16 protein-coding genes and 1 pseudogene are annotated in these 18,666 nt (G+C 48.6%); 9 read left to right on the top strand and 8 right to left on the bottom strand.

Annotated elements, in window-relative coordinates; all coding sequences use genetic code 11:
* Positions 1-47: 47 nt before the first annotated feature.
* Positions 48-850 (top strand): annotated as a pseudogene (locus MKY92_RS28595) (DNA alkylation repair protein).
* 47 nt (positions 851-897) lie between these two features.
* Here MKY92_RS28595 and MKY92_RS28600 read toward each other — a convergent pair.
* Positions 898-1,278, bottom strand: a complete 381-nt coding sequence (locus MKY92_RS28600) for a DoxX family protein (RefSeq protein ID WP_339298446.1) — start codon at positions 1,276-1,278, stop codon at positions 898-900.
* Positions 1,279-1,700: 422 nt separating this feature from the next.
* On the opposite strand from MKY92_RS28600, the gene MKY92_RS28605 reads away from it, so the two are divergent.
* On the top strand, positions 1,701-2,000 hold the full coding sequence (locus tag MKY92_RS28605) for a helix-turn-helix domain-containing protein (RefSeq protein ID WP_026081419.1): 300 nt from the start codon (positions 1,701-1,703) through the stop codon (positions 1,998-2,000).
* A 104-nt stretch (positions 2,001-2,104) separates the two neighbouring features.
* Here the strand turns inward: MKY92_RS28605 and MKY92_RS28610 are convergent, their stop codons facing one another.
* The 5 genes from MKY92_RS28610 to MKY92_RS28630 form a co-directional block, all read right to left on the bottom strand.
* On the bottom strand, positions 2,105-3,109 hold the full coding sequence (locus MKY92_RS28610; protein WP_339298447.1) for a Gfo/Idh/MocA family oxidoreductase: 1,005 nt from the start codon (positions 3,107-3,109) through the stop codon (positions 2,105-2,107).
* Between the two features lie 68 nt (positions 3,110-3,177).
* Complete coding sequence (locus MKY92_RS28615; RefSeq protein WP_339298448.1) at positions 3,178-4,836, bottom strand: FAD-dependent oxidoreductase; 1,659 nt, start codon at positions 4,834-4,836, stop codon at positions 3,178-3,180.
* A gap of 406 nt (positions 4,837-5,242) precedes the next feature.
* The gene (gene glpK / locus MKY92_RS28620; protein ID WP_339298449.1) at positions 5,243-6,730 is read right to left on the bottom strand and encodes a glycerol kinase GlpK; all 1,488 of its coding nucleotides are present in this window, start codon (positions 6,728-6,730) and stop codon (positions 5,243-5,245) included.
* A 28-nt stretch (positions 6,731-6,758) separates the two neighbouring features.
* Positions 6,759-7,328, bottom strand: a complete 570-nt coding sequence (locus MKY92_RS28625; RefSeq protein ID WP_339298450.1) for a glycerol-3-phosphate responsive antiterminator — start codon at positions 7,326-7,328, stop codon at positions 6,759-6,761.
* A gap of 190 nt (positions 7,329-7,518) precedes the next feature.
* Positions 7,519-8,286: a GTP cyclohydrolase II gene (locus MKY92_RS28630; protein ID WP_076329272.1), complete on the bottom strand. Its 768-nt coding sequence runs from the start codon at positions 8,284-8,286 to the stop codon at positions 7,519-7,521.
* 370 nt (positions 8,287-8,656) lie between these two features.
* On the opposite strand from MKY92_RS28630, the gene MKY92_RS28635 reads away from it, so the two are divergent.
* The 4 genes from MKY92_RS28635 (at position 8,657) to gntK (ending at position 13,562) form a co-directional block, all read left to right on the top strand.
* Positions 8,657-9,892, top strand: a complete 1,236-nt coding sequence (locus tag MKY92_RS28635) for an extracellular solute-binding protein (protein WP_339301941.1) — start codon at positions 8,657-8,659, stop codon at positions 9,890-9,892.
* Positions 9,893-10,008: 116 nt separating this feature from the next.
* Entirely contained in the window at positions 10,009-10,887 is an 879-nt protein-coding gene (locus MKY92_RS28640; protein WP_124116901.1) for a sugar ABC transporter permease, read from the top strand.
* Positions 10,888-10,907: 20 nt separating this feature from the next.
* Positions 10,908-11,735 carry a carbohydrate ABC transporter permease gene (locus MKY92_RS28645; protein ID WP_036612996.1) on the top strand — a complete coding sequence of 276 codons (828 nt, stop codon included), beginning with the start codon at positions 10,908-10,910 and terminating at the stop codon, positions 11,733-11,735.
* Positions 11,736-12,011: 276 nt separating this feature from the next.
* Entirely contained in the window at positions 12,012-13,562 is a 1,551-nt protein-coding gene (gntK, locus tag MKY92_RS28650; protein WP_339298451.1) for a gluconokinase, read from the top strand.
* Between the two features lie 227 nt (positions 13,563-13,789).
* On the opposite strand, the gene MKY92_RS28655 is transcribed toward gntK, so the two are convergent.
* On the bottom strand, positions 13,790-14,179 hold the full coding sequence (locus tag MKY92_RS28655; protein ID WP_339298452.1) for a nuclear transport factor 2 family protein: 390 nt from the start codon (positions 14,177-14,179) through the stop codon (positions 13,790-13,792).
* 164 nt (positions 14,180-14,343) lie between these two features.
* Here MKY92_RS28655 and MKY92_RS28660 point away from each other — a divergent pair, with 164 nt between their 5' ends.
* From MKY92_RS28660 to MKY92_RS28670, 3 genes are all read left to right on the top strand, one after another.
* Positions 14,344-14,661 carry a metalloregulator ArsR/SmtB family transcription factor gene (locus tag MKY92_RS28660; protein ID WP_260632655.1) on the top strand — a complete coding sequence of 106 codons (318 nt, stop codon included), beginning with the start codon at positions 14,344-14,346 and terminating at the stop codon, positions 14,659-14,661.
* A gap of 65 nt (positions 14,662-14,726) precedes the next feature.
* Positions 14,727-15,542 carry a hypothetical protein gene (locus tag MKY92_RS28665; RefSeq protein ID WP_339298453.1) on the top strand — a complete coding sequence of 272 codons (816 nt, stop codon included), beginning with the start codon at positions 14,727-14,729 and terminating at the stop codon, positions 15,540-15,542.
* Positions 15,543-15,660: 118 nt separating this feature from the next.
* Positions 15,661-16,620 (top strand): MraY family glycosyltransferase, encoded by a 960-nt coding sequence (locus MKY92_RS28670; RefSeq protein WP_145325010.1) that lies wholly within the window; start codon positions 15,661-15,663, stop codon positions 16,618-16,620.
* Between the two features lie 108 nt (positions 16,621-16,728).
* On the opposite strand, the gene cydC is transcribed toward MKY92_RS28670, so the two are convergent.
* Positions 16,729-18,666 carry a thiol reductant ABC exporter subunit CydC gene (gene cydC, locus MKY92_RS28675; protein WP_339298454.1) on the bottom strand — a complete coding sequence of 646 codons (1,938 nt, stop codon included), beginning with the start codon at positions 18,664-18,666 and terminating at the stop codon, positions 16,729-16,731.

Genomic DNA, 18,666 nt, shown 5'->3' on the forward strand with positions numbered 1-18,666 from the left:
AGTACATACCGTTGGATGCTAAATCAGATCTATTTATCCCTGAAAACATTCTTCTTCGCAAAGGTGCCCGTAAAGCAACGGAAATCCCTGAGCATATCCGCAATTGGCTACAAGCAGGACATATCGAATCGGTTAATCTGACCGAATGGCTGGCTGTAGATCATGTTTCTCTTTTTCAGAAGGTTACCCATGAATGGGGAATGGATGCCGAAACCAGAGCAATTACAGAGCAGTTAACACAGATGGATGAGCAGCGGATCATGAAAATCATCCCGGCCATAGCCATGCAATGGCTTAATCTGTTGAAACGTCTAACCATGAATGAACAAACGAATCTCTTTCGTTCCATTGCAGAGCTCGTTCAGACAGTGTTCGCTGCTGGGCGGCTTATATCATTGGGCTGGATTCCGGTCTGAACCTGACTGAAAAGTTGGAGCAGATTCGGCCCTTTGCAGCAGATCATCACTTTGGTGTAAGAGAAATCGCCTGGATGGCTGTACGGGAGTCCATCTCTGCCGAATTATCCTCAGCCTTGCAACAGTTAATCCGATGGAGCGTTGACCCTGATCCACTGATCCGTCGCTTTGCCATAGAATCAATCAGACCTCGTGGCGTCTGGGCCAAGCATATTCAGGAGTTAAAAGAAAATCCGGCCATGGCCCTTCCCTTGCTTGACGCGGTGAAATCCGATGCCCATAAGTATGTGCAGGATTCGGTAAGTAACTGGCTGAACGATGCCAGCAAGACCAATCCAGAGTGGGTGCGGCAGGTCTGTGCCACTTGGACTCAGCAGTCGGATACCAAACATACGCGGCGAATCGTTACACGTGCCACGCGAAGTCTTACATAAAAAAGATGACCACCGCTCACTGGCAGTGGTCATCTTCTGTATAACACTTACGCCTGAATCGCGTCCATCTGGCCTTCTTCTTCCTCTTCCAATCTGCGCATGCCCACAATCAGGACAATGATATTAGCTACCAACAACACAGCCGGGAACGGAACAGCAGCGTATTGTGCATAGATCAGGTGACTTCCCACGGCCCCAATCAGAATGAATGTCAGTATGCCAGAAGCCAGGATGCGAGTACGTGGAATCACCAATCCTACTGCACTAAGCAACTCCGCAGCACCGAGCAGATACATCGTCCATGTCGGATAAGAGAAACTCTCGAAGGTCTGAATCATCATGTCCGCCCCACTAATCTTGTTAAACCCAGTCATGACGAATACACCTGCTAGCACAACCAGAAAAATATAACCCAAAATCTTATTCATATGTAGATCCTCCTGTAACAAATTATATGTTCCTACTATGTAATGATTATTTTTGCGAAAAATAGTAAAAAAGAATCTATGCAAAAGTTCCCCGAAGGTAACTCTATTTTCATCTGTTTAGCTAGGTTCACTTTCGAAATAGTACATGTGTATACTATACGTATTATTTTTCACCAACTTACTTTTATGAAGTTAGTATACAATGATAAGATAATTTCTTCAAGTAATTTTCCGCAGTATGATGTATAATACATACAAAAGGTATGTTACAGTATATTTTGTAGTAACCCTCATTTACTTGGATGTCCTATATTCTTAAAGCGGCAGAAATCATGTCCTTTCATATACAACTTTGAAAAAAATAATTATGAATCGAGGTGAACACGTTGAAGCTGAAAAAAGTAAAAGCACCAAGTCCCTGTATGATCACTCAAGCCATAGACATCATAGGGAAGAAGTGGGTACTGTTAATCATGTACCAACTGTTGTCCGGACCGAAGCGGTTTACGGAACTTGAAGCAGAGATGGCCATCAGTGGACGACTTTTATCGGAGAGATTGAAGGAAATGGAGACCGAAGGTATCGTAACCCGGCACATGTTTCCCGAGATTCCTCCTCGTGTAGAGTATGAGTTAACACCGAAAGGCAGAGCCATTGAACCTGTCATTGATCAGATCTACAGCTGGTCATCTGACTGGTTGAAACAGCAGAAATCCGAGTAGTTGAATTGTTGCTCAATATTCTCTACTCAACTCAAATACGCCTGAATCAGGCTGATCTGCGGATCATTCCCTGATTCAGGCGTATTTATATTACCTTCAACCTTTTAATGAGAGAGATGTTTAGAAGGCTGAAGCTGTACAGGCAGAGCGGAATCTGCCGATGCGAGCGCTGCCGTTGTAATCTCCTGTGTACGGCAGGCATCCGCATAATCGGACAGAATTCGTGAACGGTCTCCCGTACGCAGGGCGTGAATGAACGCTTCATTCTCACGCTCGTATGGATTATGTCCTGCCGGAATCTCCTGGCCTGCCATCGAATGTTTTGCAGCACTTGGCAGAAGCAAACGTTCCGGCGTCCAATCCCACACACCTGCATCCGTGTAGAACTGGAGCCCAGCACCACCCTCTCCATCTGGCAACAGACATGTATTGGCGATACTTGCAATTGCTCCACTTTCCAGCTTGAGCGTCACATTCGCCACATCGGCAACGGTGACATGCTCATGCTTCTCATGCATGCTTCGCTGAGCTGCTACAGCATATACCTCCGTAACTTCTCCTGCACAATACCGAAGCAAGTCTACAATATGTGTAGTCTGCTCTACGAATTGTCCTCCTGAACCGTCCTGACGCCGCCACCAGGAAACTCCGGGCATTCCGCCCATCCAGCGGCCAAGTGCCATACCAACCGTCTGTTCTTTCATCGCTTGCTGCAGGACCTGCGCAGCCTCCTGATAACGGAAATGGTAACCTACAGAGGTTAACAAACCGCTCTTCTGTACCTGTTCCAATACCTGACGCGGAACATCCATTCCGGTGCTCAAAGGTTTCTCCACCAGGAATGGAATACCGCGGCGGATTAATTCGGACTCAATCGATCCGTGGGACATCGGAGGCACACAGATATACACCGCATCCAGCTTCTCACCATCCAGCATATGTTCAAGTTCCCCGTAACCAACAGCATCATAAACGGAGGCCATAGCCTCTGCCTTTTCGAGCGATGTTCCACAGACACTCGCAACACGAACACCTTCCATCCGTGCGAGAATATCCGCGTGTACCTTACTGAACCAGCCTGTTCCAATGATTCCGATCTGTAATGTCATGGATGTAATCCCCTCTCTATGTTACACGCTTACATGTTCCATTCGACTCTCGACCTTGAAATCCTGCCTCAGATTTTGCCGGATGCTTCCAGCAACAGCTGATCCAGTTCTTGTGTACGTTTAATCGCTTGCTCTTCAGACCAGTCCAAACGACCAGCCATATATGAGATAACTGCTGCTTTATAGCGACGAACTTCATCAATACGGAAGTATAAATCACCTGTTCTTCGAACCAAAAAGTCAGATGGGGTTACAGCCATCTCTTCATCAATCGCGTAACGTAGCATCAGCAATAGCTCCTGTGGCATGCCATGAAGCTCGGATTTGGTGCGTGGATCGGGCATTCGCTCATACAGTGCCCCCACATTGGAACCATACGTGCGGACCAGCCGCTCCGCAGCAGGTCGAGCAAGCCCCAGGGCAACACCATCCTTGATCTTGCGCTCTGCATACGATACAAATCCAGACGATCCCCCTACATCACCGCCGGAGATGGGCATCTTCTTCGTTACGCAAGGGCCAATGGAATGTCCGTGCTCCTGCTCCATCTGGCGAGCGACCAGATCAACGACCATCTCAGCCATTTTGCGGTATCCAGTTAATTTGCCTCCGGCAATGGTAATCAGATTGGAATCGGATACCCAGACTTCGTCCTTACGTGAAATTTCGGAAGGATTCTTGCCTTCCTCATGAATTAATGGACGTACACCCGCCCATCCGGACTCCACATCCTTGATACCAATCCGTACATCTGGAAACATGCCATTAACTGCATCAATCACATAATCGCGGTCCGAGTCGGAGATTAGCGGATGTGCAGGATCGTCCTGATATACGGTGTCGGTTGTCCCCACATAGGTTTTGCCATCACGAGGGACAGCAAACACCATTCGACCATCTGGTGTATCAAAATAGACCGCCTGTCTTAGCGGGAATCGTTCACCATCAAAGACCAAATGAATACCTTTGGTCATCTGTAGTGTTTTCCCTTGGCGTGAACCATCCAATTCCCGCAGCCCATCCACCCATGGACCGGAAGCGTTGATCACCTTGCTTGCTTTTAGCGTATAGATCTGCCCATCGATCTGATCCATGGCTTCAATACCTGTAATCTTGCCATTCTCCTTCAGGAAACCCTTCGCCTTGACGTAGTTCACTGCCTGTGCCCCATGTTTGACAGCTTCTTTCATAACTTCTATAGTGAGCCTGGCATCATCAGTCCGGTACTCCACATAGAGTCCACCACCCAACAACCCCTGTGTGCGTAATAAAGGTTCACTATCCGACACCGCTCCAGCATTCAACATTTGGCGCCGTTCACTGCGTTTCACCCCGGCGAGCCGATCATACACCATCAATCCAATGGATGTGCTGAAGCGGCCGAACGTACCTGCCGTATAGATCGGTAACAACATCGGTTCCGGTGTTGTCACATGTGGCCCATTCTCATAAACAACAGCCCGCTCCCGTCCTACCTCAGCAACCATCTTCACTTCATATTGCTTCAAATAACGCAATCCGCCATGGACAAGTTTGGTCGAACGACTGGATGTACCTGCTGCAAAATCCTGCATTTCGACAAGCGCCGTCTTCAATCCACGCGAAGCCGCATCCAGTGCAATCCCTGCGCCTGTAATCCCACCGCCAATAATTAATATGTCAAAATGTGCATTCGCCATGCCTCGCAAATATTCGGTCCGGTGTGCTGAAGAGAACATTTCTGTCATTTCTGAACCTCCCATTGATTTCCTTCATGTTTTCGTAAAAAAACAAAAAAAGGACCACGTCATTCGCTCAGCAATTGCTGAGCGGCACGTGGTCCCTCCCGATCTCCAGACATCATTTTTTAACTTGTGCCTTTATCCTATCACAGATTTTTGACGGCGTGAAGTCCTGAAATGACACATTATTCAAAAAAAAATCAAAAAGTTGTTCTGCCAAAGGATGGAATTTCAAATGAATCCACTAACCTTGTTTTTTTCCTTATAGTGGCTATATATTTTACTCCCTCCAGGAAGAATAACCCTGTAAATCATGCATCATTTTCCACCAGTAAATATCATTTATAACATAAGTTTAGTGATAAAGTACAAATACCCACATCGAGATAATTGTAGATTTATTGCATATTTTTTATTTGAAGGCCCTCGCTGCGTTCACGGCACGCTTCCAGCCTGCATACAGTTCTGTCCGTTGTTCCTCAGCCATAACTGGATGGAAGACACGCTCCGTATTCTCATGATCGGCCAATTCATCCGCGTTCGTCCAATACCCAACCGCCAGACCTGCCAGATAAGCCGCACCCAATGCAGTGGTTTCGTTCACTGTAGGTCGTTCGACAGGAATGCCCAGAATATCACTTTGGAACTGCATCAGGAAATCATTAGCCGCCGCCCCGCCATCGACACGCAGAGCATGCACAGGAATACCCGAGTCGGATTCCATCGCCTCCAGTACATCTTTGGTCTGATACGCCAATGCTTCCAGTGTAGCGCGGATAAAGTGTTCCTTCGTCGTGCCCCGGGTCAGGCCAAACACTGCACCCTTGACCTCACTATCCCAATACGGACTGCCCAGTCCCACAAATGCAGGTACCATATACACGCCATCTGTCGAAGGCACGCGTGAGGCGTAGTCCTCACTATCTTTTGAAGAGCGAAGCATTCTTAATCCGTCACGCAACCATTGAACCGCTGAGCCTGCAACAAAAATACTGCCTTCAAGCGCATACTCCACCTTGCCATTCATCCCCCAGGCAATGGTCGTAATCAGTCCGTGATCCGATTGTACCGGATTCTCTCCCGTATTCATAAGCATGAAACAACCGGTACCATATGTATTTTTCATACTGCCCTTGGTATAACAGCCCTGACCAAACATCGCTGCCTGTTGATCACCTGCCGCTCCCGCAATCGGAATCCGATGACCGAAGAAATGATAGTCTGTTGTGTGTGCATACACCTCGGATGAACCTCGCACTTCTGGCAGCATGGCCTTAGGAATGTCGAGGACATCCAACAATTCGTCATCCCATTGCAGATCATAAATGTTATAGATCAGGGTACGTGAGGCATTGGATATATCCGTGACGTGTGTGCCCCCGCTTAGTTTCCAGATCAGCCAGCTATCAATCGTGCCAAATAACAGTTCACCCTTCTCCGCCCGCTCTCGGGCACCAGGGACATGATCCAGAATCCATTTCACCTTTGTTCCCGAGAAGTAGGGATCGATCAATAATCCTGTTTTGCGGCGAAAAAGGTCCCCGAGACCCTGCGTCTTCAATTCTTCACAGATATCTGCGGTCTGTCTGGATTGCCATACCACTGCATTATAGATGGGTCTGCCTGTTTCTTTGTCCCATACCACAACGGTCTCCCGCTGATTGGTAATTCCAATCCCGGCAATCTGAACAGGTTTGATCCCGCTCTCTGCCAGACATGAAGCCATCACGGCAAGAATGGAACTCCAGATTTCATTGGCATTCTGCTCTACCCAACCCGGCTTAGGGAAATATTGGGGGAATTCCTGCTGAGCAATGTGCACAATCTCCCCGCCGTGGTTAAATAGAATGGCCCGGGAGCTCGTCGTTCCTTGATCCAGAGCCAAAATATATTTTTCCATACAGACAACCTCCAGTTGTGGGTTCTTTTTACGATGTAAGCGATTTCTCGAAGTGTCGGATCAGATCTGCGTTGGATGTGGTCACTGCCGTAGCCCCGACGCCAAGCGCAAGTTCAACCTCTTCCGGTGAACGGATCAATCCCCCTGCAATAATGGGTATCCCTGTACGTACAGATACTTCCGCAATAATATGCGGAATGACGCCAGGTAGTACTTCAATATAATCCGGTTGGGTTTTAGCCAGCAGCAGATAACTTTTCTCCAGAGCATGGGTGTCGAGCAGAAAAATACGTTGTATGGCTGTAATGCCTTTCTGCTTCGCCTTTTGAATTACACTTGCCCTTGTAGAAATCAGTCCTGCAGGGCGAATGTGCTGACACAGATACTCTGCTGCATACTCATCATTTTTCAATCCCTGCACCAGATCTGCATGCAAAAGTATCTTTTTGTCGTACCGCCGCGCCTCGTCCATTACACTCTGAAGCTGTGCAATATGAGTTTCCAGCATCACCCCATAGGTATAAGGGCCTTCAATTATCGCCTCGAACTGCTTCATGCTCTTCGCAGCTGGCAACATACGTTGTCCCTCAAATGGCACCTTGGTTCCTCCCGCATTCATCAGATGCCTATATTGTATAATCAGTGCCGTGCGAACGGCAAGCCATTCCTTGAATCAGGAGGACTGAGCGCTATGCTGTTATCCATACAAAAAAAGCCGTTGTTTTACTTCTCCATAACGGAGAGTACAACAACGGCTAATCAGCTAATCGCATACATCTATATACTGATTAGGCCTGCGCATGCGGAAGCAGCGTCTCTGCCCCAGCCCAGCCATCACTTTCTGCCAAGTGACCGGAACGATTCACTTTCGTTTGCAGATATTTCTCGTTGAAAGCAGAACGATCCCCCCATAGTGGCACACGTCCACCCACATTTAATCCCGCTTCCTGCAAGGCAGCCAGCTTCCGTGGATTATTGGTGATCAATGTAACCGGTGCGGAGCGAAGCGCCCGCAAGACAGCAATCGCATCGTCATAATTGCGAGCATCGTCTGTGAACCCAAGCTGCAAGTTCGCATCTACCGTATCCAGACCTTCTTCTTGCAAAATGTATGCCATTGCTTTACTGAACAGACCGATACCACGTCCTTCGTGGTTGGCAAGGTAGAACAGTGCGCCCGCCCCGTGAGCGGCAATCATTTTCATGGATTGCTCCAATTGGAAGCCGCAATCACAACGTTTGCTGCCAAAGATGTCGCCTGTATGACAGATGCTATGCATCCGGATCAGCGCTTCTTGTGCGTCGGCAAAGTCACCATACACCAGAACACTGGATTGTTGACGCTCTGCCAACTCAGCCTCAGCAAGGGATTCAATCAACTCCCCGCTCTCCATGGCTTTGTCTGACTTCATCCAGCTGTACCACTGGAATGTCTTGGTCTCTCCATCGAGGTTTACCGGGAGCTTAATCGGGCCTACCAGATATATAAACTCTTTTCCGCTCGGAAAAGTCTGAATTTTGGGGGCAAGCAGTTGAATAATATGTGAATTGATCATTGTCGTTCCTCCTGTTTAGGCCAACTTGTATGTTGATTGATTCGCATCCAGAGCGAAAATGGATCACTTGGAAACTTGGATATTATATAGTATGCATCTATATTATTCTCATCATCATTAGTTACTTTATGTAAGTTAGTTTAGAATAAAAATTATAAAGTGTCAAGTAACTTTTATTTTTAAAGTAACTACTAAAATTATGTTACGCAACGGCCACAAATATGTGTTTCATTTTAGGAATATTGGGTATGAGTTTATAAACTGCTCATACACTAATGTTGTAGTCCAAAGCACTTCATGCCTCGAACTTAACAATGAGGGGGTTATGCACATGATCCGCCGGAAAAGAACATGCTGGACAGCCATACTGATGGTCTGCGTCCTGCTCATAAGCGGATGCTCCATCTGGCCCGGACAGGACGATTCAGCGAACAACAAAAAGGTAGCGCTTACACTATGGTACTGGAATCGTTCCATCGATGATAAGTTGATTGCCAGGGCTAAGGAAAAGTTCCCCAATATTGAACTGACAGCTCAGAAAATCGGCGGTGATTTCAAAGCAAAGCTCAAAACAACACTCGCTGCACGCTCAGGTGAACCAGACATTGTGGCATTGAACGACTGGATCATGGAGCTATTCCCCAGTGAGGACCGTTTCTATAATCTGTATGATCTCGGTGCAGAAGATATTGAAGACCAATATCTGCCGTGGAAATGGAAGCAAGGCGTTACACCAAGTGGACAGATGATCGGGTTTCCGATGGATACCGGACCGACTGCCCTCTTCTACCGAGAAGATCTGTTTAAGGAAGCCGGATTGCCATCTGAACCCGAAGACGTTACACGCCAAATTAACAGCTGGGATGCATATGCCACTGCTGGAGAACAGCTCAAGGAGAAATTCGCAGGCAAGGTATATCTGACCGATAACATTGGAAGCGTTTACAACCAAGTGCTGTCCCAAGGTGCTGAACGTTATTTCCGTCCGGATGGCTCATTCATCGGCATGGATTCTGCTCTGGTGCGAACAAGCTGGGATACATCCATAGCTTTCAAAGAGAAGGGACTACTTGCCAATGCAGACGGTTGGACTCCGGGCTGGAACGCCGCGATGAATAATGGCGAAATCGCCTCTTTTGTAGGTGCTGTCTGGATGAAGCAAGTCCTTCAGGAAGCGGCTCCAGATACATCCGGGAAGTGGCGAGTCGCTCGGGCACCCGGGGGAGATGGCAATAACGGAGGATCATTCCTGTCCATCCTGAAGTCGAGTGAACATCCTCAGGAAGCCTTTGAACTGGTTCGCTGGCTGCAAAGTCCCGAAAATCAGTTGGAGCAATATCAGACATTGAACCTGTTCCCTTCTGCCCCAGGTGTATTTGATGACCCTGCCATGAAAGAAGAAGAACCTTTCTTCGGCGGACAGGCAACGGGGCCAGTATTTGCCGAATCGGCACAGCAAGTGCCGGATGCTTTTTTTGGAGAAAGATACCCCTCCGTACACAACATTATTACTCGAAGGCTGAATGATGTCGCGAAGCAAAATGCCGATCCTCAGCAGGTCTGGACGGATACGGTGCACCGCGTCGAGCGGGAATTACAGCGTTAACCTGAAGAACGTGTGGTTTCGTTATCCGCAAAGGAGGAATTCATATGGCTGTAACTGAACCTCGTCTTACTCCCGATCCCGGAAATGCAAGACCTGATCTGGATCGGCAGAAGTCCCTGTGGTCCAGGATGTGGGAGCATCGTGCACTTTATGTTGCGATATCGCCGTTTTATATTCTGTTTGCGGTATTTGGCCTGTTCCCGATCGGGTTCTCACTCTATCTGGCTTTTCATAAATGGGATGGCATCGGTGTCATGACGTACAACGGGTTCAACAATTTCAAATACATGCTGACCGATGCCGAGTTCTGGCAAGCCGTGGGCAATACGTTCATGATCTGGATCTATTCGACGATTCCGATGCTCTTCTTCGCCCTGATTATTGCCTTTCTGCTGCATGCACCATTTGTGAAGTTCCGTACATTATTTCGGGTCGGTTATTTCCTGCCAAACGTCACGTCCATCGTGGCGGTGGCCATCATCTTCGGTGCCTTGTTTGCCAACAATTATGGCTTTCTCAATTATCTGTTGCAGTCGGTCGGGCTACCGGTTGTGGAGTGGCTAAATGCACCATGGGGCATTAAAGTCGCAATCTCCTCCATGGTGGTCTGGCGCTGGACCGGATATAACGCCGTCATCTATCTGGCCGGACTTCAAAGTATTCCGCAGACATTATACGAAGCGGCCAAGATTGACGGTGCATCAGCGATACAGTCCTTTTTCCGAATTACGATTCCGATGCTGCGTCCTGTGATCCTGTTTACGGTCATTACATCAACGATTGGCGGTATGCAGCTGTTCACCGAGCCACAAGTATTGGTAGGTAACGATGGTGGTGCGGGTGCAGCAGGTATGACGATTGTACTGTACCTCTACCGTGAATCCTTCATTAACAATTACTTCGGATATGGTGCTGCTGTTGGCTGGGGTATGTTCCTCATTATCGCCCTGTTCTCGATTGTGAACTGGAAGCTTGTTCAAGGCAAATCATCCTGATGTGATAAGGGGGAGCGCACATGGCGACCAAACACCTCAAATCGCTGGTGTTGTATACCGGTCTTATCGGGGGCATGCTCATATCCATGTTCCCGTTCTATTGGCTGATTGTAATGTCCACCCGGACAACGTCCGATATCTACAAGTTCCCGCCCCAGCTCTGGTTCGGGGGTGAACTGTGGAATAACATCACGCGGGTGTTGCAGCAGATTGATTTCTGGGGAGCTTTTCTGAATACGTTGTTTGTGTCAGGCCTCGTAACGATCCTGGTGCTGTTTTTTGACTCACTGGCGGGATTTGCGTTTGCGAAGTTTGAATTCCCCGGCAAAAAGTGGCTCTTCATCCTGCTACTCGCCACCATGATGGTACCTTCACAGCTGTCGCTGGTGCCTTCCTTCGTGCTGATGGCCACGTTCGGCTGGGTCGGTTCCTTCAAAGCTCTTATTATTCCGGGCATGGTGAACGCCTTCGGCATCTTCTGGATTCGCCAATATGCCACGGAGTCCATTCCGAACGATCTGCTGGATGCAGGCCGGATCGACGGCTGTAATTTCTTCCGTCTCTATTGGAACGTGGCGCTGCCAATCTTGCGACCTGCCTTTGCTTTCCTCGGCGCGTTCACCTTTATCGGCGTATGGAATGACTACCTGTGGCCTTTGATCGTCCTGACAGATGAACGCAAGTATACGTTGCAGATTGCGTTGTCTCAATTGAACGGACTGTATAATACAGACTATGCCATGGTTATCGCGGGTACATTGCTCGCCGTTATTCCGCTCATCGTTATGTTCCTGTTCATCAGCCGCCAGTTTATCTCGGATATCGCGGCAGGAGCAGTGAAGGACTAAGATTATGGCATTTTGATCCATCCCTCAAGTCTGATATTCTTATCTATAGATGAAATAACAGATGCCATATAAGTTGGATGAATAGTGTCACGTGCACGAAGGGGACAGAAAGGGCCTGAAGAAATGGAATGTTCGCATTTGTAACCAAATTTCTCCCTTTGAAGAGGGGATCAAAGAAATTTGGGGATAACGGCGATCGGAAGGCTTTCTGTACCCGAAGTGTTAACGTGTAACAGCATTCATTCACTTATATATTTAAGAAAGAGGGATGACAAAATGGCTTCTTCACCCTATATGATCGGCGTAGATATCGGCACGACCTCCACCAAGGCCGTCTTGTTCGAACAGAACGGAACCATTGTGGCTCAAGGCAGTGCCGATTATCCGCTACACACCCCCACACCTGCGATTGCGGAGCAGGATGCGGAAGATATTTTCAAAGCAGTCATCGAGTCCGTTAAACAGGCCACGTCCAAAGCGGGAGTGAAGCCAGAGGACATCCTGTTTGTATCCTTCAGCTCGGCCATGCACAGCATTCTGCCAGTCGATCAACACGGCAAACCACTAATGCGGGCCATGACATGGGCAGATAATCGGAGTGCCGAGTGGACCGAAGTGCTCAAATCGGAGATGAATGGTCACGAAATCTATCTGAGAACAGGTACACCCATTCATCCGATGTCCCCTCTCACCAAGATCATGTGGCTCACCCGGGATCAACCGGAACTGTTCAGACAGACGTACAAATTCATATCCATGAAAGAATATGTTTTCTATAAATTATTTTCTGAATACGTCATTGACCACTCGATGGCCTCCGCCACCGGACTCATGAATCTGGAGAAACTCGACTGGGATGCAGAAGCGCTGCATGTGGCGTGCATTACGCCGGAACACCTGTCCCGATTGGTCCCAACCACACATGTGCTGAAACAGGGACTGCACCCGGAGTACGCCAAGGAGATGGGCATTGCGGTCACCACACCGTTTGTCATCGGGGCCAGTGATGGTGTGCTTTCCAACTTGGGCGTGAACGCCATTGATCCGGGCGTCGTGGCCGTGACCATTGGTACCAGTGGAGCGATTCGTACGGTCGTGGACAAACCAGTGACCGATCCAAAAGGACGTTTCTTCTGTTACGCGCTCACTGAGGATGCCTGGGTCATTGGCGGGCCGGTGAATAACGGCGGTGTTATTTTCCGCTGGATTCGGGACGAGTTTGCAGCTTCTGAGGTCGAGACCGCGAAGCGACTTGGCATCGATCCATATGAAGTGCTCACTCGTGTTGCCGAAAATGTACCTCCCGGTTCGGAAGGTCTCTTGTTCCATCCGTACATGACAGGTGAGCGGGCTCCGCTCTGGAATCCGAACGCACGCGGCTCGTTCTTCGGCCTGACGCTGCACCATAAGAAGGAACATATGATTCGTGCTGCACTTGAGGGTGTGTTGTTTAACCTGTACACGGTCATGCTGGCGATTGAAGAAAAGATTGGTCGGCCGAAAAAAATCCAAGCCACAGGCGGCTTCGCCCGCTCTGAGTTGTGGCGTCAGATGATGGCCGATATTTTCGATCAGGATGTCATCATCCCCGAAAGTATCGAAAGCTCCTGCCTCGGCGCAGCTGTACTGGGCTTGTACGCCCTTGGCCGCATCGATTCCCTGAGTGCCGTCTCCGGCATGATCGGATCAACACATCGGCACCAGCCTGACTCGGAAAGTGTCCGCGTCTACCGTGAACTGCTGCCGATCTTCATCCGCATCTCCCGCAAATTCGAAGAAGAGTATGCAGATATCGCTGCTTTTCAGAATAAGACGATGCAAAGGTAAGGATGACGTGCATGTACGTTTATGAAGACCCTCCCGCCATGTTTTAGACATGCGGGAGGGTCTTTTTCATTTACATATCTTCATGTACGGTTTTTATGTACCAATTTTCTTGCAGAAACTGTGTTATTGGATAGATGAAGCCTTCGTCCTCAGTGCCTTTCAAATTAGCTAAATATGCCACACAAAAAAAGCCCCACAGTTCGAAAGACTGTGAGGCTTCTGCGCTATTACTGATTATACTTGCTGAACGCATTCTGATCGGCCTGTACATTCTCCAGATACACAATCTGGCCCGCATCATTTACACGCGCGATATCAATGCCTGCTTTGGCATATACCGTACCGTCTGCAGCTTGTCCGCATACCGCCCAGTTAGTTTGGTAGCTGCCGTCAGGCTGTTGCACCCACGCGTCCCACATATGTTTTACATCCTTATTGTATTCGTAGAAAGCCTTCATGAAACCATCGAATCCTGTTCGACTGGTGCCGTTAAGCACAATCTCTGCGTCCGGTGTAAACAGGGACAACAAATCCTCCATGGCACGCTCGTCTGTACGTGAAGCATCAAATAAACGGAAATAGTTGTTCAACAGTGTAGTGGTACTTGTGGTACTCATTCATATTCCTCCTAGAATAAAAAATCCGATTTCCAATCTTTAAGTTCGAATATTTTCGAACTAATTAAAAAGAAATGTATCATACTTCTTATACTCCCCGCAAGAGATAGTTCGATATTTTTCAAACATTGAAAGAGAAAGCCGAATGTGCTAACGTCATAGATATGAGAACTCCAACGATACCTATGGCTTCGGAATTCAAGCTGACCACGGTCTGCAATGCATTGGGTGATCCAATACGCATGAAAATTGCACACTGTCTGGCCAGCTCTGGCGAGAAAAACTGTTCCGCCTTCGAAGTAGACCATATTTCCAAATCCACGTTGTCCCATCACATCAAAATTTTGCGTGAAGCAGGCGTGATCCAGCCGCGTATTGTAGGTAAACAGCACTTTTATTCCCTACGAAAGGAAGAACTAAATACGCGTTTTCCAGGACTAGTCGAGATGATTCTGAATACATCCGCGGAATACGCACATTAAGCAGGTCTGAGATAGAATAATCACAATGATCATGATCGCAATTCCCATATAAGGAGGCTAACCATATGGACAAAAAAGCGGCAAAGATACTGCTGAGCACATTCTGGGGAGGCGGCGGCTGGAAAACAACCTCTCTACCCTTCTCCGGGGAGGAATTTGAATATGCCAAGAGCAAAGGCGTTATGTTCGACCCACTCACGATCACGCATGATGAGATTGTCCAGCGTCTGTACGCCATGCATCAGGATGACTCCTTCAAGGAACGCGTGATTTCGGCCTTTCTACATAGTCTGTCCACCAAAAAAGTCTACCTGCGCAGCGCATTATCCAGCTGGGCTTTAACATCGAAGATGCCTTTACATACCTATACGGAACGCCCTGCCCTTCATCCTAACACCAGTGCCTGTGGGGATTGTAACTTCCTGCGTTTGCAGTCAGACAAGGAATATTCCAACGTCGACTTAAACGTCCTGAACTTTGAACGGATCAAGTGGGGCGGCGTACGGCATGGCTGGCTTATCTATTGCCTAATGGATTTGGAATTACTGCTTCAGGACAACAATGCGAACTATGAAGTAACTCCTGAAGACCAAGCCATCCTGGTCAACCTGCTTGAAGAAGCTCAGACGGAAGACCCCAAAGACAGTGCTCGCTCACTGGAGAAAAAGTGGAAGGATCTCTTCCCTTCCAGCAAACAGGAGCGCGATGCACTGCTGGAAATCTGGGCGGCAGCAGGCATACTGGTTCCTGGAGATAAACCGAGAAAACGCAAAGGTGGTTCCAGCGATTTTGTCTTTGCAGCAACCTGGCAAGGTGATGATGGATATCATGCAGAAGCCGTAAAACATTATTTTGGCTCCTATCTTCCTCAAATGCGATAAAACCTGAACTTTTGCTCACCTTTGCGTGCGTCTGGTTACAATAATGACATCGACAGATTTCCTGTTTAACTCGTATAATAAGGGGAAATTGGTAGATGGGAGTGAAACAAGCGAGTTTATGGTATACATACTGGCTTTTATAGTGTCTTTTGCTGTCGTGGTTCTGCTTATTCCGCCGCTTGGTCGACTGGCTCATCGGCTCGATTTTGTGGACAAGCCTCGAGAAGATGTGGAGCGTAAGCTGCACAGGCAACCTATCCCACTCACGGCGAGTTACGCGATATTTACTGGATTTTTCCTGACATACATTGCTCTGACGAAAGAAATCACATGGGAAACGGCGGCCCTGGTCGCTGGTGGTATGCTTCTGCTAACGATTGGTACCGTCGACGACTGGTACAAAACAAAAGGCAAAGATTTTCCTGCCCTGCCCAAGATGCTCGTACAGGTCTCTGCGGCAGTACTCGTATTTGCTTCAGGTATTGCGTTCACCGGATTCGTGAATCCCTTCAACGCGGAATATGTCATGCTTCCAATCTGGCTGCAATTCATTCTAACGATCCTGTGGATCTTCGGGGTGACAACAGTCATCAACTTCTCGGACGGCATGGACGGACTGGCTGGCGGATTATCGGCCATCTCGGCGATTACCCTGTTCATCGTGGCCCTTGCCAAAGGCCAAAGTGATTCTGCACTCATGTCGATCATTCTGGTCGGTGTGACGATCGGTTATCTAAAGTACAACAAAGCTCCTGCCAAAGTGTTCATGGGCGATGCAGGTGCTACGTTCCTCGGCTTCATTCTGGCGGTTATTGCTCTGGATGGTGCATTCAAACAAGCAACCATGTTGTCCATTTTCATTCCGATTCTGGCGCTGGGTGTACCGATCTTTGATAACATCTTTGTCGTTATTAAACGCTTCATTCAAGGTAAAGCGATCTATCAGGCCGATGCAAGTCAAGCTCATTATCGACTGCTGCGTGCCGGATTGAATCATAAACAGGTTGTTGCTGTGCTCTATCTCGTCAGCACTTGTCTGTGTCTGTCCTCCATTATTTTAATGTTGGTGGAAATGTAATTATCCGCAACAAAAGCGGTCATATCGGAAAAACAAAGAGACGAGTCCAAGATTTCTTGGCTCGTCTCTTTGCTATGCTTATATGGTTCGGCGTTCATAGGCTCCCACTTATCTCGAAGCTACGGGTGGCAACGATTGTGTCTGTTGCTGCCGACCTGTCCATCCTGGCCGATCGAGTTCGATGAGACGGCGGTATCGCTCTTCTCCAGACAGCAATTGTTCGTGAGAACCCTGCATGGCAATTTTTCCATTTTCCATAAAAATAAGTTCGTCCATCTGTTCCGCACCAATCAGGTGATGGGTGACCCAGATCATCGTTTTGCCTTGCAAGCTGTCCAGGATAGTCCGCATCAGTTCGCGTTCCGTCACCGGATCAAGCCCTACGGTTGGTTCATCCAATATAATAACAGGTGTCTCCCGGAGCAGTACCCGGGCCAGAGCGATCCGTTGCCTTTCCCCACCAGAGAAACGCAGCCCCGTCTCCAGCATCGGTGTATCATATCCCTGCGGCAAGGATTCGATCAGACCGGATAACCCTACTTGGGCGGCCACCTGACGAATCTCCTCATCCGTTGCATGTGGACGACCAATCCGCAAATTATTGGCTACCGTGGTGTCGAACAGGTGTGGGCTCTGATTCAGCACTGCGATGACATCAGTGACACTCTCACCCAAGGTCTGCACAGGCATATTATTGATCAGAACTTTCCCCGCAGACGGAAGTAATGCCCCCTGAATCAGCTTCAACAAGGTCGATTTGCCACCGCCGCTTCGTCCAAGAATAGCTAATCGTTTGCCTTGTGGCAGATGAAGGGATACGTCCTGTACGGCGTAGGAATCATCCGTTGCATAACGGTAACTTACGCGATTAATCTCGATGTCTGCTCTGAGTTTGGGTGGAATGCGAAGACGAATTCGTCTGTCCGGGATAACATTTGCAGCTGGCAAGGACTCCGATGGCTGTCCAGCCAATCCGTTGCCGTTTTTTACTACAGAGATCGATTCGCCCGTTCCGTCAGCATCACCGGCTCCATTTTGCAACGGAAGATGCCCTTTCCCTTCGAGCTGCTTCAAGCGATCCAGCGATTCTCGATACTGTGGAAGATGCTCCACCGCATCCCCTACAGGCACAAGTGTTTCCGTAAGTGGAAATAACACCAGCACAAAAGCAGCAATCATCACGGCAGGTAATTGTCCAATAGCAGTGGCATTTCCCGCCCATAGCGTAACCGATACCACCAGCAGGCCAATGACACACTGGGCCATCAGATCACGCCAGCGTGTCCAGCGCCGCAACTTGCGACGAACTGCGTCGACCTGTTCTTCCGCCTCTTCCTGCTGCTGAACAAATTCCGCTGCTCGTCCACTTGCAAGCCAATCTCCCAGTCCAAGTACACCGTCAGTCAGACGGGTATACAACGTGCTGTTTTCCTTTTTCAGCCGCACACGCCATTTCCACGTCACTTTCAGAGAGATTACAGGTAACACGGCAACGAGAAATAACATATACAAGCCCATCCACACCGCAAATCCCAGATCAATACTGCCAAAGGAAATCACAGCCCCACCATACATCACGAGCGCCGTAACCGCAGGGAAGACTGTACGCAGATAAATATCCTGCAACCGCTCCACATCATCGGCGAGTGCTCCAAGTACATCCCCGGTCTGCATGCGAGAGCGCAGGAACAGGGCCTGCGGCTCCAGAATGCGATATAACTTCACCCGTTGATCGGCCAACACCCGCAGTACGGCATCATGTCCTGCCAATCGCTCGATATATCGAAAGACAGCGCGGAATATCCCAAATGCACGTACCCCAACAATAGGTACATACACCATCAGAATATTTTCAGGACGCAGTGCAGACTTGGAGATCAGAAATCCGGAGGTGAACAGCAGCAGTACCGCACACAGTGCAGCACAAGTGCCTAGCGCAATGACTGCAATGAATCTCCAGCGGTACTGTGCCACATACGGAGCGATCCAGCTATTTTTTTCTTTTACGTTACGGACGTTCTCCATATGTTCATATCCGGGCTTCAT

This window comes from Paenibacillus sp. FSL R5-0623, from assembly GCF_037974265.1.
Lineage (GTDB): Bacteria > Bacillota > Bacilli > Paenibacillales > Paenibacillaceae > Paenibacillus.

Excerpts from the sequence above, each read along its gene's own strand:
- MKY92_RS28600 (WP_339298446.1), bottom strand. The coding sequence starts at position 1,278 with ATGAATAAGATTTTGGGTTATATTTTTCTGGTTGTGCTAGCAGGTGTA.
- MKY92_RS28605 (WP_026081419.1), top strand. The coding sequence starts at position 1,701 with ATGATCACTCAAGCCATAGACATCATAGGGAAGAAGTGGGTACTGTTA.
- MKY92_RS28610 (WP_339298447.1), bottom strand. The coding sequence starts at position 3,109 with ATGACATTACAGATCGGAATCATTGGAACAGGCTGGTTCAGTAAGGTA.
- MKY92_RS28615 (WP_339298448.1), bottom strand. The coding sequence starts at position 4,836 with ATGACAGAAATGTTCTCTTCAGCACACCGGACCGAATATTTGCGAGGC.
- glpK (WP_339298449.1), bottom strand. The coding sequence starts at position 6,730 with ATGGAAAAATATATTTTGGCTCTGGATCAAGGAACGACGAGCTCCCGG.
- MKY92_RS28630 (WP_076329272.1), bottom strand. The coding sequence starts at position 8,286 with ATGATCAATTCACATATTATTCAACTGCTTGCCCCCAAAATTCAGACT.
- MKY92_RS28635 (WP_339301941.1), top strand. The coding sequence starts at position 8,657 with ATGGTCTGCGTCCTGCTCATAAGCGGATGCTCCATCTGGCCCGGACAG.
- MKY92_RS28645 (WP_036612996.1), top strand. The coding sequence starts at position 10,908 with ATGGCGACCAAACACCTCAAATCGCTGGTGTTGTATACCGGTCTTATC.
- gntK (WP_339298451.1), top strand. The coding sequence starts at position 12,012 with ATGGCTTCTTCACCCTATATGATCGGCGTAGATATCGGCACGACCTCC.
- MKY92_RS28655 (WP_339298452.1), bottom strand. The coding sequence starts at position 14,179 with ATGAGTACCACAAGTACCACTACACTGTTGAACAACTATTTCCGTTTA.
- MKY92_RS28660 (WP_260632655.1), top strand. The coding sequence starts at position 14,344 with ATGAGAACTCCAACGATACCTATGGCTTCGGAATTCAAGCTGACCACG.
- MKY92_RS28665 (WP_339298453.1), top strand. The coding sequence starts at position 14,727 with ATGGACAAAAAAGCGGCAAAGATACTGCTGAGCACATTCTGGGGAGGC.
- MKY92_RS28670 (WP_145325010.1), top strand. The coding sequence starts at position 15,661 with ATGGTATACATACTGGCTTTTATAGTGTCTTTTGCTGTCGTGGTTCTG.
- cydC (WP_339298454.1), bottom strand. The coding sequence starts at position 18,666 with ATGAAGCCCGGATATGAACATATGGAGAACGTCCGTAACGTAAAAGAA.